This is a genomic window from Nannocystis sp. RBIL2 (genome assembly GCF_026626745.1).
In the GTDB taxonomy this organism is placed as follows: domain Bacteria; phylum Myxococcota_A; class Polyangia; order Nannocystales; family Nannocystaceae; genus Nannocystis.
Genome location: NZ_JAPNJW010000002.1, coordinates 512,708 through 529,766, shown reverse-complemented (window position 1 = coordinate 529,766; position 17,059 = coordinate 512,708). Strand labels below are relative to the sequence as shown.

Sequence of the window (17,059 nt, the reverse complement as noted above, 5' to 3'; positions counted from 1 at the left end):
GGGGCGAGGCTGGCGAGGCTCAGCCCGCTGCGCGCCGCGCGGGCCGAGATGTCCTCGGGGACATGTGCGTTCTCGCCCTGGATGTGGGCGTCAGGGGTTCTGCGCGGTCACCCAGGCGCCGATGAAGCCCTCGGGTGGGACGCCGCAGTTGGTGCCGACGTAGTCGGGGCCGTTGAAGCCGACCTTGAACGTGACCCCCGCGGGGTTCACCAGTTTGACGCGGTAGGAGCGGCCGGCGATGAAGGTCTTCTCCTTGGCGAAGGCGAGGGTGATGATGAAGCGCTTCGACTGGCCGGCGTTGACCTGCGAGGCCGCGCTGCCAGCGGCCGGGCCGAGCACGCCGTTGGCCGGGAACGAGAACGGGTTGCCGGTGAGGTGGACGTACAGGTCGCCGACGCTGAACTCGGCGCCGCCGCTGTCCTGGTAGAGCTTGGCCGACGAGACGTCGAAGGCGCTGCCGCCCCCCATGGTCTCGAGCGTGAGCGGGATTTTGTCGAGACGCAGGGCGCTGGCGGTGTTGTTGTAGACGGTGAAGGCGAGGGTCGCGACCTCGCGGAAATTGACGTTGTCGGGCGGGAGGAACCGCTTGTCGACCGGCGGGTCGTCGGTCTGGGTGAACATCACGCCGGCGTTGCAGTTGCCGCCCTTGGTGGTGCCGCAGTTGCTGAGCGCGTTGAGCTCGCAGGTCTTGCTCGGGTTACAGAACCATTGCTGGCAGCCCTGGAACACGCCGCACTCGCTGTTGCTGGCGCAGGGCATGAACAGCGGGCAGCGCTGACCGGTAGCAGGATCGGCGGGCGCCGAGGCGCAGGCGGGCAGGGGGTCGGCGCACTGGCCGTTCTCGCAGGCGTCGGTGTCGCAGTCGGCGTCGACCAGGCAGTCCTCGCCGCTCTGGCACTTGGGACAGGTGGGGCCGCCGCAGTCGACGTCGGTCTCCTGGCCGTTGTGGACGTTGTCGTTGCAGGTCGGGGGCTGGCATGTCTGGCCGGTGCAGACGCCGCTGTCGCAGTCGGTGCCGCTCTGGCAGCTCTCGCCATCCTGGCACTCGGGACAGGTGGGGCCGCCGCAGTCGACGTCGGTCTCCTGGCCGTTCCTTTGGGCGTCGTCGCAGGTCGGCGCCTGGCAGACCTGGAGGGTGCAGACCTGGCTCTCGCAGTCGAGGTCGTCGTCGCAGGCGTCGTCGGTCCCGCACAGCGGGCAGTCGGGGCCGCCGCAGTCGACGTCGGACTCGCCGCCGTTCTCGACGCCGTCGTCGCAGGCGGCCGCCTGGCAGACCTGGCCGGTGCAGACGCCGCTTTGGCAGTCGCTGTCGTCCTCGCAAGCGCCGCCCGGGCTGCACGGGGCGCAGACGGGGCCGCCGCAGTCGACGTCGGTCTCCATGCCGTTTTCGGCCCCGTCGTCGCAGGTCGGCGGGACGCACTGCTGGGCGATGCAGAGCTGGCCCATGGGACAGTTTTCGGGCAGGACGCACTCGACGCAGGTGCCGTCGCCGTCGCACACGCCCGTCGCGCACGGCGCCCCGGGCAGCAGGGCGACCTCGTCGCAGACGCCCGCCTGACAGGCGGGGGCGTGGCACTCGGAGGCTTCGGCCGGGCAGTCCGTCACGTCCGCGCAGCCCGGCGTGCCGGTGGTCATGGTGGTGGTATCGAGCGTGGTGTCGCCGGTGGTGTCGCCGGTGGCGGCGGTCGTGCTCGTCGCGTCGGTGGTGGCGGTGACGTCGGTGGCGGTCTCGGTGGCGGTGGCCGGGCTGGTGGTGTCGCCGGTGGTGGCAGTGGTGGTGTCGCCGCTGGTGGTGGGCGTGACGGTGTCGCCGGTGGTCGGTCCGGTGGCGCTCAGCGAGTCCGAAGCGCCGGTGGTCGGGTCGGCGGCGCTGCTGGTCGTGGGGACATGTCCGGAAGTGCTGGTCGTGGTGGTGCCCGAGCTGGTCGCGCTGCCGCCGTCGGTGGACGTGGAGGTGTCGTCGCCGCAGGCGGAGAGGAGGGCGAGGACGAGAGCAGGAGCGAGCCGGTTCGACATCAGAGGGCCGACGCTACTGCCTGCGCCGGCGCGCGCGGAGGCCGGGGCGCTTGCCCTGCGTCACGCGCTTGTCGGCCCCGCTCCGAGTCGCGCCTACCCGGGCCGGCCGGCCGGCTCTGTGACCTCCGACGCGTCTCGCCCGGGGCCGTCGCTCGCTCCGCGGCGCTTGTTCGCGGGCGCGCTCCCGAATCGAGGGGTCTGTCCTCGGGGACATGTGAGGTGGCGCGCGGCGGTCGAGAGATCGGCCGTGCAAGTCGCGCCGAGGGTGCGCGGGCCGCTCGTGGGGCAAGAACGGCTCCCCGCGGGAGCGCGAGCAGGCGGCGAACGTGGCGGGCATGGGCGAGAGAGCGGGCGGGCTGTGTCGGTTTTCACCAGCATGGGACCCCGGCCTTCTCACGACCTTTCCCCCTTGGTCCATCCTGCGTGACGAGGGGGATCATGCTCGCGTGCGCGAGCGGGATCCAGTTTTCGGCGGACGGGTGAGCGAGGGTTTCTGGCGGCTTCGGTACGACTCGCCTTCGATGACGAGGTCGTAGGCGTTGCTGGTGAAGCGATCGATCGCTGCCTGGGCGCGGACGGGGTCGGCGAAGACTGCGAGCCATTCGTCAGGGCCACGGTTCGAGGTGACGATGATCGAGCCGTGGCGGTGACGCTCGGTGAAGATTTCGTAGGCGTCGCGGCTCTCGGTCGCGTCCATCGCGTCGAGGCCGAAGTCGTCGAGGATCAGCACGTCGACGGCGAGGATCTTGCGCAGCTCGGCGTCGTAGGAGCCGTCGAGTCGAGCGTGGCGGAGGTTCTTGAGCAATCGATCACAGCGGTAGGCGAGGACACTGTATTGACGGCGGCAGGCGGCGTTGCCCAGGGCGTGCGCGAGGAAAGTCTTGCCGACACCGACGGGGCCGACGAGCGCGACGTGAGCGCGAGCCTCGACGAAACGCAGCGAGCAGAGCTCGGCCCACAGCTCTTGATCGAAGTGGACCCGAGTGGTGCTGTCCCATCCCTCGAGCTGGTGCTCGGGATCGAGACGCGCTTTCTGGCCGCGGAGCTGGGCGGAGATGCTGTCCCGGCGGCTGACCTCGTCGGTGAGCAGCGTCAGCAGGAAGTCCTGGTGAGGGACCTTCTGCTGGCGTGCGAGGGCGAGCCGCTCGGGCAGCGTCGATAGCAGGGGGCTGAGTTTGAGTCGCTTGAGGATGGCCTTAAGGTCATGTGAGATGGTATCGGTCATGACGGTTCTCCATGCTTGGTGTTGGCCGAGAGCGCGTAGATCTGCGCGGGTCGGAGGAATCTCGCCGGCGGTGTCGGCCGGTCGAGGGGGATGGGTTGGGGCTTCACGTCGCGCTCGACCATGGCGCGAAGGCGCTTCAGACTCAGCATGTCGGCCGCGAGTGCGATGCCGCAGCAGCGATCGACGACGGCGACGCCGTGGCGCTCGGCGAGGCCACGCACGCCGTGGACGGTGCGCATGCTGGTCCAAGGCAGCGGGCCGGACAGCAGTCGCCGTACGTACGCGCCGATGTTGGGGCCGAGCTCGTCGGCCTGCTTCTGCAAGAATTCGATATCACGCATCGCGTAGGCTCGTTTCTCCTTCGGGAAGTCCTCAGGGTTGATGCTGCGGCCGCCGGGCGGCAGCCGCCGACAGATCCGGATCAGCGTGCTCCGATCGTAGAAGCGGACGCTGCTGCGATCGACTCGAGCCTGCAGCGTGCGACCGATCAGCCGCGTGGGCATCGAGTACAGTGCGCGCTCGACCTGGACGAAGTGATCGCGCGCGACCTTCGGCGTGCACCACCGCGGCACGTCGTAGGGCTGCTCCGGCGCCGGCAGCAGCACCGGCGCCTCGACATTGAGAAAGTGCTCGCGCGGCATCCGACCGGTGGTGCTGTGGCGGTGCGCGCCGTATTCGTCCCGGCACCATCGCTCGGCACGCTCCCGTGCGGCCGCGAGGTCGCGGATCCGTTCACCGCCGAAGCAGTCGTCACGGACGTCGCGGACCGCTCGCTCGACTCGCGCCTTGTCCTGCGGCCTGCGCACCCGCGCGACGTCGATCACGAAGCCGCGTGCCTGCGCGTACTCGAGGAAGGCCTCGCACAGCCGCGGCTCGATCGGGTCGGCGCGCTGGACGATCGCCTTGAGGTTGTCGGGGATCAGCGTCCGGAAGACGCCGCCGTAGAACGCCCAGGCGGCCTCGCACGCTGCGATCACCTCCTCGACGGTCTCGCGCTCGATCGGATAGACGAAGCGGTAGCGCGACACGTTCGGCGAGAAGACGAGGACCTTGATCTTGCGCCGCACGCCGCTGCCGTCGGCTCGTACATCCCGACACTGCCGGGATCGCTCTGCAGCTCGTCGCCGGGCTTGCCATCGACGAGCGGCACCGTCGCCGCCTTCTTGCCGAAGCCGAGTTGCTGCGTGGCAAAGCGGTGCAGCGTCGCGTACGGCACGACGACTCCCTGCCGCTGCAGTAGCTTGCGGATCTTGGTCAGCCGCACGTCGTGCTGGAGATGCCCCTCGATGAAGGTCCGCTCGCGCTCGCATGCCCGCCACGCCTCGCCATGCTCGTGCGGCACCGGCTTCTTCAGCTCGGCGATCACGGCGTCCAGCCGCGCATCCGTCAGCTGCTCGCGGCCACCGCCGGCGACGACGCCGTGCGCCTCACCGACCTCGAGGTAGCGCCGCACGGTCTTCGGATCGAGACGCAACTGCGCGGCGATCCGCTTCTTGGCGACGCCGAGAAGCCTCAGCCTTAGAACTTCCTTGATCTCGATCATCGTGACCTCTCGGTACGCCATGGGCTCCTCGCGCCCGGCTTCCTCGCCGGACTCGGGAGCGGGGTACCCGCTCGGTCACGCAGGGGGGAAAGGTGGTGAGAAACTCAGCCCCCGGCAGGGGGGAAAGATGCTGAGAAACTCGGTCCCCAGAGGGGGGAAAGGTGGTGAGAAATTCGCCCCCGAAGGGGGGATTGCTGCTGAGAACTGACAGCGGGCTGTGGGCGAGAGGTTGTCCTCGCGGGCGTGAGCAGGCGGCGAACGATGCGAGCAGCAGCGAGAGGCGGGCGGCTGTGGGCGAGAGGTTGCCCTCGCGGGCGCGAGCAGGCGGCGAACGATGCGAGCAGCAGCGAGAGGCGAGCCGCTGGGGGCGAGAGGTTGCCCTCGCGGGCTCGAGCGGGCGGGGAACGTTGCGAGCTGCAGCGAGAGGGCGGGCATCAGGCGACGGGGATGCGGCTCCGTCGTGTGGCGCCTGCGTGCGTTCTTTCAAACATGTTTGAAGGGACATGCCGTGCCGCGGTCGTGAGGCCGTGACGGGCAGATGAAAGTTTCGCCGCATGCGTCCTTGGATGGTCTTCAAGACATGGCTCGAGAGACATCTTGAGGCTGCCGGCGACGGGGCGCCGCCACGAGCGCGGGTGGCGAAAATCATGGGCACAGGGCCACGCAGACGTCCGCTGCACTTCCGAAGTGCGCCGCGGCCGCGAGGGGCGTGGGGCGAACTGCGGGATGTCCTTTGAGACAGGTCTGGTGCCGGCCCGGCGAGGGACGCGAAACGCCGCGGCGGACGCGCAACGCGGGGGCAGGCTGCGAGCGAGATCTGCAGGGGCACCGACGAGGGAGTGCGGGGCGCGTCGAATGCCGGGCGGAGGTTCGCGGGTCGACCACGACGAGGCGATCGAAGCAGGGCGGCTGCCGCGATGCGTCGGCGCCACGGGCTCGACGAACTGGCGAAACGGAGGGCGCTGCGGGTCCTGCTCCGACCTGCCCCGACGCTGTCGGCGAGCCGCGCGGCAGGAGTCGGCGCCGCGAGCTCAGGGCAGCGGCAGGGGCATCGGACGGGCTCGACGGGCGCCAAGCAGGGTGCTGCAGGTGCGCCTCCGACCTGCGACGACCTGGTCAGTGGTTTATGCCGTGGGAGGTCGGCGCCGCGAGCTCAGGGCATCGGACGGGGCTGCGGGCCAGAGCCGATTTGCGAGGACCCGGCGGGGCAATCGGCAAGAGCGCGGTGCTGAGGCGAGCAGGATGCTGCTGCGAGCGGGCCGACTCTGTGCGCACGAGGTCGTCGCGTGCTCTCGAGCAGGCGGCGCTGCGGACGGCGATCGCCGGGTGGTCGTGGCGGTTCCGCGGGCCGGTCTCGAGGGCTGGCGCGACAGGCACTCACGACGTAGGCAGGGCGCTCGGGCGGCGACAGGCACTCAAAAGGTTGAAATGGCGCTCGCACGGCCATCCAGGCACTCAACAAGCAAGAACGGCGCTCGCGCGGCCTCCCAGGCGCGCCAGGCACCTGACGAAGCATCGATGGCACCCGCGCGGCTTCTCGGCGCGGCCGGCCTGAAAGCATGCAGAGCTTGCCCGCGCCGCCTCGCACGCCTCGCGCGAAGGCCGGACGCCGCTGCGGGCCTCCTCAGACCCGTTCGGGCAGTGCCGGGCTGCCGCGCAGGGCCGAGACCGCCTGCAGCAGCCACACGAGGGCGAAGCAGCTGACCAGGCCCAGGCCGATGGCGAAGGGGCCCAGGGGGAGGAGGACGGCCAGGATCGCGGCGGCGGCGATCCAGGCGTGGCGCAGCGCCCGCGCGGCGCGGGCGGTGCGGCCGAGGGCGCGGACCAGAGTCGCCAGTTGGGCCTCGTCCTCGGGCTGCAGCGGGCCCTGCATGCGCGCCGGCAGCAAGCGGTGGTTGTACCAGAGCAGGCGGGTGGCGATCTGATGCAGGCGGGCCAGCTCGACCACCGGCTCGGCTTCGCTGGCGGCGATGACCGAGGGCGTGTGGCTGAAGACGCCGGGCACGAACACGCGGGCGCGGTTGAGCGCGTTGACGGCCTCGGCGAGGAAGCTGCGGGCCTGGGCCGCGGTGCGCTCCGGGTTGTCCTCGGCGTCCTGGCTCTCCAGGGTCAGCAGGGCGAGGTGGAGGGCGTCGCAGGCCTCACCCAGCGGGCGCTGCGCGGCCGGAACCAGCGACTCTTCGTCGGGTTCGCAGCGGCGATACGCGCTCATCTGGGGGGGAGCCATCTCTTGCCAGCATAGCGGACGGCGAGGAGCGGGCCAGCGCGGGCGAAGGCGCGGCGGGCTCGGCTGTGATCGCGGCCGCGCGGCCTCGGCTGTCCTTCGGGACATCCGGCCCGTCGGCTTCGCCGGCGCGCGCCCGCGCCTGGGACTCGTTCTACCGCCCGCTGGCGGCGACTACCGGCGACGGGGCGCGGCGGGCCGATCGGTCCGCCGCGCTCGCGCAGGCTGAAGTTCAGCTGTCCTTTGAGACATCCGACTCGGATCCGCCGGCGCGCGCCCGCGCCTTGGCCTCGTCCCACCAGCCGTCGAGTCGCTCGAGCCCCGCGGCCTCGGGCTCGATGCCGGCGGCGTGGCAGCGCTCCATCACGTAGGCGAAGCGCGCCTCGAACTTGGCGCAGGTGCCCCGCAGCGCGTCCTCGGCGGCGATGCCCATTTTTTGGCCGTAGCGCACGAGGACGAACAGCAGGTCGCCGAACTCCTCCTCGATCGCCTTCGGCTGGCCCTCGGCGCGCGCTCGCTCGAGCTCTTCCCACTCCTCGCGGATCTTGTCGACCGGGCCCTGGATCGTCGGCCAGTCGAAGCCGACGGCGGCCGCCTTGTCCTGCAGCCGCCACGCCCGCTGCAGCGCCGGCAGCGAGCGCGGGACGCCGGCGAGCGGGCGGGCCGGGCCGCGCTCTGTCCCTTCGGACATGTTCTCGGCGCGCTTGAGCTGGGCCCATTGGCGAGCGACGTCGTCGGCGTCGCGCGGCGCGTCCTCCGCGGTCGGCGCGAACACGTGCGGGTGTCGGCGGATCATCTTGTCGCGGATCGCCGCGACGACGTCGCCGAGGTCGAACGCGCCCTCGCGCTCGCGCAGGGCCGACTGGAAGACGATCTGGAACAGGAGATCGCCGAGCTCGCGGCGGTGCGCCTGCGGGTCGGAGAGCGCGTCGAGGACCTCATAAGCCTCCTCGATGAGGTAGGGGCGCAGGGTGTCGAGCGTCTGGGCCCGGTCCCACGGGCAGCCGCCCGGGTCGGCGAGCAGGCGGTCCATGAGGTCGCGCAGGCCGTCGAGGCCGTCGCGCAGGCCGAGGGCGCGGTGATCCGGTCCGGCGGGCTCGGCCGCGCCCGCCGGCGAGTCCGGCTTTGCCTCCGAAGGGTCGCGTGGTAGCTTCACTGGCAGCCCATTACCACGGGCGGCTCACGCCTGAACCCCCCAGTGACCATCCGACTCAGCTTCGAAGATCAGGTCCCCCTCCAGCTCGTCCTCGGCTCGGTCGGTGGGCAAGCGATGGAAGAACTGCAGCGGGCGGCGGGGGTGACGCTCCACGTCCGCGGCGGCGACGTCACGATCGAGGGCGACGACGGCGCGGCCGCTTTGGTCGAGCGCCTGCTCCGCCAGATGGTGGCGATGGCCCGCGCCGGCACGCCGATTCACCCCGGCGACCTGCCGCGCGCGCTCGAGGTCATGCGCAACGAGCCGCGGGTCGACCTGCGCTCGCTGTTCGACGACACGATCATCCCGCGCAGCGGCAGCGGGCGCCCGATCGCCCCGCGCAGCCTGGCGCAGAAGCACTACGTCGACTGCCTGCGCCGCTTCGACCTGACCTTCGGGGTCGGGCCGGCCGGCACCGGCAAGACCTACCTCGCGGTGGCGATGGGCGTGCGCATGCTGCTCGACAAGCGGGTGCGGCGGATCATCCTCGCCCGTCCGGCGATCGAGGCCGGCGAGAGCCTCGGCTTCCTGCCCGGCACGATGGAGGAGAAGGTCAGCCCGTACATGCGCCCGCTCTACGACGCGCTGCACGACATGCTCGACGTGCAGAAGGTGATGCGGATGATGGAGCAGGGCATCATCGAGATCGCGCCGCTGGCGTACATGCGCGGGCGGACGCTCAGCGAGACGTTCCTGATCCTCGACGAGGCGCAGAACACCACGCCCGAGCAGATGAAGATGTTCTTGACGCGCATCGGCGCCGGCACGCACGCGGTCGTCACCGGCGACCCGACGCAGAACGACCTGCCCTACGGCAAGCGCAGCGGCCTCGGTCACGCGCTGCGAGTGCTCCGCGGGGTCGATGGCATCGCGTTCTGCAGCTTCACGCACACCGACGTGATGCGCCACCAGCTGGTCCAGCGCATCATCCTCGCCTACGACCGCGAGGATCAGCGCCGCCGCGCCACCACCGGCAAGCCCGGGCGGCCGACCGAAGGGCCCCGCGACGCCGAGGCCCCCCGCGACGCCGCCGAGGCCCCGGCCGACGACGACGGCGCAGGCGAAGGCCGCTCCTGAGCTCGCGCGTTCGCCTGCGCTCGCACGGGCGTCGATGCGGCGAGAGCCGAGGGCGCGGCGCCGACTGCCGCGGGTGACTCGACGCCGCCGCCCGGGGCGTCACGGCGCGGCGTCGAAGCGGCGGACATCGAGGCCGGTGCCGGGTCTCCGTGTCGGAGATGCATCTTCCGCGGCTGGAGGATTGCCTGGCCATGGGCAGGCGCCTGTCGAGCTTCACGCGGCAACGCGAGGGACGGTTCCAGCATGTCTCGGATCGCCGTCTGCGAGTGCGCGTGTCGGGGACGTTCGGCGGGTCGCGGCGCGCCGTCATCTGGGCGGCTTCACTCGACAGGGCGAGGGACGTTCCGGCATGTCGCGGTTCGCCGTCGCCGCAGAGCGCGTATAGAGGCCTCACTCGGCAGCACAAGGGATGGTTCCGGCATGTCGCGGAGCGCCAGGCCACGGGTGACGCGGGCCGAGGATGCGCTGCGGCTCGTGAGTGAAGTGGCATGCCTCGCTGGGGCGTCCGCATGACGTCCGCTTCATGCGAGGCATCGCGGGCTGCGGCGACGGGGCTGCGTGCATGAAGACCGCCGGGCGTGGCAGGTGTCCTCGGGCTCCAGACCCCGGAGGGTGTCACGACCGCGTCGCGGTTTTGTGTGGATCGGCTCGCGGCCGTTCGAGTAGTGTGACGTGGTGAACTACGACTGTCGTCTCGCTGTCACATTGCCGCGGCCTGCGGGCCTCCTCGCCCTCCTCCTCGCCGTCGGCGCGCCGGCGTGCGGCGAGACCGAAGACGCCAGCGCGACCGCGCCGACCGGCGGGGACACCAGCAGCGAGACGGGCACCGACACTCTCGGCACCAGCGGTCAGGATCCGACCCACGAGGCGCCTCCCACCGAGACGGGCGGCAGCGAGGGCGCGACCGACAGCGCGACCGACGGGACGACCACCGGGCCGACCACCGGGGACGAGACCACCAGCACCACGAGCACCACCGGCACCACGAGCCCGGTGACCTCGACCGACGGCACGACCTCGACGACCTCGACCTCGACGACTTCGGACACCACGGGCGACGAGACCACGGGCACCACCGGCGAGCCGTCCGACTCCGACTGTCTGCTCGAGGGCTTCGCCAACCCCGACACCGCGCTGAAGCTCGATTACGATCAGTTCGGCCCGATCATCGGCTCGCACTGCAAGGGCACCAACCACCAGGACATCACCGACATCGAGCGCGTGGTGTTCATCGGCGACTCGGTCACCGTCGGCACCCCGCCGGCGCTCGGCGACGACTACTACCGCTCCAAGCTGGCCGACGTGCTGGTCGATCGCTTCGGCCTGACCCCGCCCAACGCGCTGTGGAAGCAGGTCAACCCGATCGACGGCGTCGCCCTGGTCAAGGAGTCGGGCGACTTCGTGTCGTGTTCGAAGTGGGGCGCGCGCACCGACGACTTCCTGCCGCCCGGCAACCAGGTCGACGACTGCTTCCCGCCCGACATGTTCGACAAGCGGACGCTTGTCATCACCACCATGGGCGGCAACGACATCGCCGCGATCGCCAAGGACGGGGCCAACGGCACCCCGCTCGACGAGGTCAAGGCCAACGCCGCCGAGGCGGCCGACCTGCTGCGCCAGACCGCCCACTGGTTCGTCGACGACCCGGCGAAGTTCCCGAACGGCGTGTTCCTGGTGTTCGCCAACGTCTACGAGTTCACCGACGGCACCGCGGACCTCATGGCCTGCCCGGCGGCGGGCCTCGGCGGGTTCGACAAGCCGTGGCAGAACCCGGCCGAGCTCATCGACGTGATGGTCGGCTTCAACGAGCAGTTCATGAGCGTCGCCGTCGAGACCGGCACCGACATGGTCTTCATGCTCGAGAACTTCTGCGGCCACGGCTTCAAGGCCGGCGACCCGAGCGCGCCGTGCTACCGCGGCCCGGGCCAGCAGAACTGGTTCGACCTCACCTGCATCCACCCCACGGCGCAAGGCCACACCGTCATCGCCGACCTGTTCACCGCGGTCATCGACGAGTAGCGCGTTCGCCGCGAAAGTGCGCGGCGGGCGACGCGCGAAGCCGCGCGCTGCGCGTTTTCACGCCCGGCCCCTCGGACGCGTCCGGTCACGCGTACCGGCGCGCATCGGTCGCCGCGGGCTGCCGGGAGGGTTTGAGGGGGGCCAGGCGGGGTTGCTTGCCTTGGGATCCGGGCACGGCTATGCGTGCAAGGCCCAGCCCCCCCGGACACCCCAATGACCGCCGTATCGCGTCTTTCGCCGCCCTACAACCCGAATCAACCCCTACCGGACCCCGAAGCCGTGCTCGAGGTCCTACAGCGGGAGCTCAAGCGGTCGATGGGGGGCCTCGTGGTGCCCGGCTCGCCCCGGCCGTACTTCATGCAGTACTCGCTGCGCCGGGTCCACGCGCTGCGCCTGCGGGCGGCCCACGGGGCGCTGCTGCGCTCGCGCGAGTCGACGGCCGGTCAGCTCTATGCCGACGTCCGGGTCGGCAGCCACAAGTTCGACAACGTCATCGACGGCGGCCTCGGCGACCGCTCGGAGGACCGCGAGAGCAGCGACTGGGTCGACGCGCCCGACGACCTCAACCTCCAGGCGCTGCAGATCGGGCTGTGGAAGCTGACCCAGATCAAGTTCGACGAGGCGCTGGAGGACTACTACGAGCACCGCAAGGCGACCGTCAGCGAGTTCCTGCGCGACGAGATCAGCTCCTTTACGCGCGAGCGGCCGGTCGTCCACAAGGAAGAGCTGCACCACGACCCGTTCCCGCGGGCCCAGTGGGAGAAGACGCTGGTCGAGCTGTCGCGGCGGTTCCTCGACCACCCGGAGGTCTACGACCCGAGCATCAGCCTGTCGGCCGAGCGGGTCCACCGCTGGCTGGTCACCAGCGAGGGGACGAGCGTCCTCACCGAGGACGTGTACATCCAGCTCGGCTTCGAGGGCTGGGTGCTGACCGAGGACGGGGTGTACGTCGAGGGCTCGCGCCAGCTGTACCTGCGAGCGGTCGACGAGGTGCCCGAACGCGCGCACCTCGAGCGCCTGCTGGCCGACGTGCTCGAGGAGCTGGCGGCGTTGCGGGCGGCCGACAGCCCCGGGGCCTTCATCGGTCCGGCGCTGTTGTCGGGCCAGGCCGCGAGCACCCTGTTCCACGAGGCGCTCGGCCACCGCCTCGAGGGCGAGCGGCTGATCGCCCGCGGCGAGAGCAAGACGTTCGCCCGCATGCGCGGCGAACGGATCCTGCCCCGCGGGATCCACGTGTTCGACGACCCGACCCTGACGCACTGCGGCCGCGAACCGCTGTGGGGCCACTACCGCGTCGACGACGAGGGCGTGGCGGCCCGGCGCACGCTGCTGGTCGACGACGGGGTGCTGAAGGGCTTCCTGCAGAGCCGCAGCCCGATCCCCGGCAGCGACCATTCGAACGGCCACGGCCGCCACGACGGGGTCGAGCGGCCGATGGCGCGCATGGGCACCTTGGTGGTCGAGGGGGCGCCGGGCTCGGGCGAGTCGTGGGACGCGCTGCGGACCCGCCTCATCGAGCTGGCGCGGGCCCAGGGCCGCCGCCACGGGGTCATCATCCAGCGCGTGCTGGCCGGCGAGACGTCGACCTCGGACTACGACTTCCAGGCCTTCAAGGGCAGCCTCGCGGAGGTCTATCTCGTCGACGCCCAGACCGGCAAGGTCCGCCGGATCCGCGACGTCGAGCTGATCGGCACCCCGCTGGCCGCGCTGCAGAAGATCACGGCGTTCGGCCGCGACCGCGAGACCGACCAGGGCTTCTGCTACGCCGAGAGCGGCTCGATCCCGGTCAGCGGGATCGCGCCGCCGGTCCTGCTGTCGGAGCTCGAGCTGCAGCAGAGCAGCACGACCGGCTACCACGACCCGCTGCTGCCGCCGCCGTTCGCCGACGACGGGTCGCGCGGGCGCAAGGGCGGGCTGCGCGAGCGCGGCAAGCGGAAGAAGCCCCTCAACTGAGGGGGCCCCGCGCGCCCGCTCGGGGCGCGCGGTGCTGCTCGCCCCGAGGTCATCGGGGCGGCCAGTTCGGCCCGGCCGGTCCGCGAGGACCCGTTGCCGCTGGCGGCCGCCTCTGCGAGCCTCGAAGGGATGTGGCCGCTCGTGTTCGCCGGGCTGTTCCTCGTCTGGAACCTCCAGACGTCGCTGCGGATCGCCTACAGCGGCGCGGTTTGGCTGGGCGGCGGCGGCTATCCGGTCTTCAGCCACGTCGTCGGCAACCTCGCCTTGCTGGGCGTCGTCACTGGAGTGGCGTTCGTGCGGGCGGATGCGTTGCGCCTGGCGACGCCGTGGTGGCTGCTGGCGGCGACGGTCGGGCTGACGGTCGGGCATGTCGCCGCGCTCGTCTGGCTGGACCGGCTGGGGACGACGCAGCGAAACCGGGGCATGAGCGCCGGGATCGTCAGGCTGGAGCGGTCGGAGACGACGCGGCGGGAACGGAGCAGGGGATGAGCGAGCTGTACAGCATCCAGATCGAGTCGGCGGCGGACCGCGAGGTCGTCCTGCGGGTCACCACGGTGCATCCGGACGCCGGGCCGCCGCCCGACACCGCCGGCTTCGCGGTCGCGGTCGTGCTCGACCTGTGGTCGCTGCTCGATCGCGGGTTCGCGGCCCTGGTCGACGGTTGCCCGCTCGAGCGGGCGGAGGCGCAGGCTCTCGCGCAGGATCCCGCGTGGGAGTCGCGCTGCCGGCAGCTGCGCGAGCTGAGCTTCGGGCGCCAGGTCGCCTGCACGGCCGAGGAGCAGGCGGCGCTCGAGGCGGCGATGCTGGCCGGCGAGCCGCTGCTGTTCCGCGGCGAGCCGGTCGGCGGGCTGCTCGGCTACGCCAACCAGGCCTACGTGTTCATCCCCGGCGATCCGATGGTGTTCGCCACCGCGGTGGCGCCGTTGGTGGCGGCGCATGCGGTCGACGAGCGCGAGTTCGACGAGGCCTACGAAGACTGGCCCGACGACCCGGAGATGCTCCCTCGGGCCCGCATCCGCCTGCAGGTCCACGACGCGGGCTGGCTCGGCTTCATCCGGCCGGGCTGGCGCTGGGACTCCGGGGCGCACTGAAGTCGCCGCAGATCGGGCGCTTCAGCGATCGCGCGGCGGGTTCTCGGTCACGATTTCCGAGTAATCCCGCGTGCGTGCGTCATAAGTTTTAAACTTCCACTCGAAGCCGGATCGCGCCGCCACGTAGCTCGGGCCGAGCGGGATCTTGCCATCGCCGCCCGGCAGGTCGAGCACGTAGTGGGGCAGGCACAGGCCGCTGATGTGGCCGCGGAGGGCGGTCATCAGCTCGAGGCCGCGGTCGATGGTGGTCCGGAAGTGCGACAGGCCGCGGGTCGAGTCGCAGTGGTGGAGGTAGTAGGGGCGGATCCCGAGGGCGTAGACCAGCTCGCGGAACAGCGTCCGCAGGGCCTCGGCGTCGTCGTTGACGCCCTTCAGCAGGACGGTCTGGTTGAGCAGCATGAAGCCGGCCTCGCGCAGGGTGCGGGCGGCGGCGACTGTGGCCTCGGTGATCTCGCGGGCGTGGTTGAAGTGGGTGACCACGCAGACCATCAGGCGGCCCTTGAGCGCGGCCACCAGGCCAGGGTTGATGCGCTCGGGCAGGACCACCGGGATCCGGGTGTGGAGGCGCAACAGCCGGACGTGGCCGATGGCCTCGATCCGCCGCCGCAGCTCCTCCAGGCGCTCGTTGGCGAGGATCAGCGGGTCGCCGCCGGTGAGGATGACCTCGCGGATCTCGGGGTGCTCGGCGATGTAGGCCAGCGCCGGCTCGAGGGTGTCGATCGTGTAGGTCGCGGCGTCGTCGTCGGCCAGCGACTCCTTGCGGAAGCAGTGGCGGCAGTACACCGCGCACTGATAGGTCGGGTACAGCAGGACGCGGTCGGGGTAGCGGTGGGTCAGCCGCGGGACCGGGCTGTGGGCGGCGTCGCCGATCGGGTCCTCGCGCTCGCGCGGGTCGTGGACCAACTCCTCGGCGCTCGGGATGACCTGGCGGCGGATTGGGTCGCGCTCGTCCGCCCAATCGATGAGCTCGAGGTAGCGGCGCGGCGCCTTGACGTGGAAGCTGGCGGCCGCCTCGGCGTCGCGGGCCCGGTCGGCCGGGGCGAGCGGCAGTGCGGCCAGATCGGCGGCCCGCCGCAGCTCCAGCCGCTTGCGAGGCGCGGGTGTTGCGAGAGGGCCCGGTTCGCCGGACTGGGCAGCGGCGACGGCCGTGTCACGGCTCGGTTCGTCGCGCCCGGAGGCCGCCGCAGCATGGATTGAGTCCGCGGCCGGGCACGAGTCGTCGGGGGCGGGGCGACTGGCGAGGGCGTGACCGGACGCTCGGGGCACGGGCCCCCGCTCGCGCGACGCGGTCGATGCCCGGGCTTCGGGTCCGGCGTCCAGGCGCCAGGAATCGCTGCGCTGCGGCGCCTCCGCGTCGTCGTCCCGGTCGGCCACGATCGCGCGGGAGGCTAGCCGCGGCGTCCGGGTGCGTCAACACGCGGGGGCGAGCTTTCGCTACCCTCGGCGTGTGCCTGTCGTCGAGCAGACGGTGTGGGACGGCGAGGTCGACGAGCAGCGCCGGATCGGCGTGATGCTCGACCGGATCTTCGTCGCGACCGCGGCGGCGATCGGCGCGGCGACCGTCTTTCAGGCGGCGAGCCAGGCGATCGATCCGCTGATGAGCATCAACCTGGTGGTCATCGCGCTGTTCGTCGGCCTGCGCGTGGTGGTCCGTCGCGGCCACGTGCGCGCGGTCAGCCGCGGCCTGGTGGTGACTCTGTGGAGCTTCGTCACCATCGCGGTGTGGTTCGACGGCGGGCTCAAGAGTCCGTCGCTGGCGGCGTACCTGACGATCTTGATGCTGGCGGCGCTGCTGCTGCGCGCGGGGGCGCTGTGGGTCTACCTGGCGCTGTCGGCGGCGGCGGCGCTGGGGTTCGTGCTGGCCGAGAGCGCGGGGGTGCTGCCGCCGCGGCAGTCGGTGGACACGCTGGTGCGGCCGTTCTTCGTCCACCTGATTCACCTGATGGCGTCGGCGCTGTTCCTCTACATGGCGGTCGACAGCCTCGAGCGGGCGCGAGAGCGGGCGCGGCGCAATCAGGAGCGGGCGGCGATGCTGCTGACCCAGCTCGAGCGCGAGAAGGAGCGCGCCGACGAGCTGCTGCACAACATCCTGCCCGAGCGCGTGGCCGAGCAGCTCAAGCAGAAGATGCACCCGATCGCCGAGCGCTTCGAGGCGGCGACGGTGCTGTTCGCCGACATCGCCGAGTTCACGCGCTTCGCGTCGGAGCGGCCGCCCGACGTGGTGGTCGAGCTGCTCAACGACATCTTCTCGCGCTTCGACGCGCTGGCCGGGGAGCGCGGGCTCGAGAAGATCAAGACGATCGGCGACGCCTACATGGTGGTGGCGGGGATCCCGACGCCGCGGGCGGATCACGCGGCGGCGATGGCCGAGATGGCGCTGGCGATGCGGGACGAATTCGCGCGCTTCGTGGCCGCGCGCGAGCTCGCGCTCGGGGTGCGCATCGGGCTCCACTGCGGGCCGGTGGTCGCCGGCGTGATCGGCCGGCGGAAGTTCATTTACGACCTCTGGGGCGACACCGTGAACACCGCCAGCCGCATGGAATCGCTCGGCCAGGTCGGCGAGATCCAGGTGTCCGAGGCGGTCGCCACGGCCCTCCAGGGCCGGTTTACGTGCGTTCCGCGGGGCAGCATCGCGGTCAAGGGCAAGGGCGACCTGCAGGTGTTCTGGCTGCAGGGGCCGGCACAAAAGCCGGCAGTCGTGGGGTCTTGAGTCCTC

General features: G+C 71.4%; 13 protein-coding genes. 6 read left to right on the top strand and 7 right to left on the bottom strand.

What is annotated here, in order from left to right:
* Positions 1–90: 90 nt before the first annotated feature.
* The 6 genes from OV090_RS27360 to mazG all read right to left on the bottom strand — a co-directional run bounded on the left by OV090_RS27360 (position 91) and on the right by mazG (position 8,164).
* On the bottom strand, positions 91–2,016 hold the full coding sequence (locus tag OV090_RS27360) for a hypothetical protein (protein ID WP_267707566.1): 1,926 nt from the start codon (positions 2,014–2,016) through the stop codon (positions 91–93).
* A gap of 436 nt (positions 2,017–2,452) precedes the next feature.
* A complete protein-coding gene (gene istB, locus OV090_RS27355) occupies positions 2,453–3,241 on the bottom strand; it encodes an IS21-like element helper ATPase IstB (protein ID WP_267702520.1) in 789 nt (262 codons plus the stop codon).
* Entirely contained in the window at positions 3,238–4,308 is a 1,071-nt protein-coding gene (locus OV090_RS27350) for an integrase core domain-containing protein (RefSeq protein WP_267702519.1), read from the bottom strand. Before OV090_RS27350 ends, istB begins: the two co-directional genes overlap by 4 nt.
* Positions 4,215–4,784, bottom strand: coding sequence for a hypothetical protein (locus tag OV090_RS27345; RefSeq protein ID WP_267702518.1), 570 nt, complete (start codon positions 4,782–4,784; stop codon positions 4,215–4,217). The genes OV090_RS27350 and OV090_RS27345 overlap by 94 nt, the downstream gene beginning before the upstream one ends.
* A 1,624-nt stretch (positions 4,785–6,408) precedes the next feature.
* Positions 6,409–7,011, bottom strand: coding sequence for a hypothetical protein (locus OV090_RS27340; protein WP_267707565.1), 603 nt, complete (start codon positions 7,009–7,011; stop codon positions 6,409–6,411).
* A gap of 229 nt (positions 7,012–7,240) precedes the next feature.
* Positions 7,241–8,164 (bottom strand): nucleoside triphosphate pyrophosphohydrolase, encoded by a 924-nt coding sequence (gene mazG / locus OV090_RS27335; protein ID WP_267707564.1) that lies wholly within the window; start codon positions 8,162–8,164, stop codon positions 7,241–7,243.
* Positions 8,165–8,206: 42 nt separating this feature from the next.
* On the opposite strand from mazG, the gene OV090_RS27330 reads away from it, so the two are divergent.
* From OV090_RS27330 to OV090_RS27310, 5 genes are all read left to right on the top strand, one after another.
* On the top strand, positions 8,207–9,280 hold the full coding sequence (locus tag OV090_RS27330) for a PhoH family protein (RefSeq protein ID WP_267707563.1): 1,074 nt from the start codon (positions 8,207–8,209) through the stop codon (positions 9,278–9,280).
* Positions 9,281–9,985: 705 nt separating this feature from the next.
* Complete coding sequence (locus OV090_RS27325; protein ID WP_267707562.1) at positions 9,986–11,299, top strand: SGNH/GDSL hydrolase family protein; 1,314 nt, start codon at positions 9,986–9,988, stop codon at positions 11,297–11,299.
* A gap of 279 nt (positions 11,300–11,578) precedes the next feature.
* On the top strand, positions 11,579–13,252 hold the full coding sequence (locus OV090_RS27320; protein ID WP_267707561.1) for a metallopeptidase TldD-related protein: 1,674 nt from the start codon (positions 11,579–11,581) through the stop codon (positions 13,250–13,252).
* Between the two features lie 129 nt (positions 13,253–13,381).
* On the top strand, positions 13,382–13,741 hold the full coding sequence (locus OV090_RS27315) for a hypothetical protein (RefSeq protein WP_267707560.1): 360 nt from the start codon (positions 13,382–13,384) through the stop codon (positions 13,739–13,741).
* The gene (locus OV090_RS27310; RefSeq protein WP_267707559.1) at positions 13,738–14,343 is read left to right on the top strand and encodes a hypothetical protein; all 606 of its coding nucleotides are present in this window, start codon (positions 13,738–13,740) and stop codon (positions 14,341–14,343) included. The genes OV090_RS27315 and OV090_RS27310 overlap by 4 nt, the downstream gene beginning before the upstream one ends.
* Before the next feature lie 21 nt (positions 14,344–14,364).
* Here OV090_RS27310 and OV090_RS27305 read toward each other — a convergent pair whose 3' ends face one another.
* A complete protein-coding gene (locus OV090_RS27305; RefSeq protein WP_346660427.1) occupies positions 14,365–15,426 on the bottom strand; it encodes a KamA family radical SAM protein in 1,062 nt (353 codons plus the stop codon).
* A gap of 364 nt (positions 15,427–15,790) precedes the next feature.
* Between OV090_RS27305 and OV090_RS50955 the strand changes: the two genes are divergently transcribed.
* On the top strand, positions 15,791–17,053 hold the full coding sequence (locus tag OV090_RS50955; RefSeq protein ID WP_267707557.1) for an adenylate/guanylate cyclase domain-containing protein: 1,263 nt from the start codon (positions 15,791–15,793) through the stop codon (positions 17,051–17,053).
* Positions 17,054–17,059 lie beyond the last annotated feature (6 nt).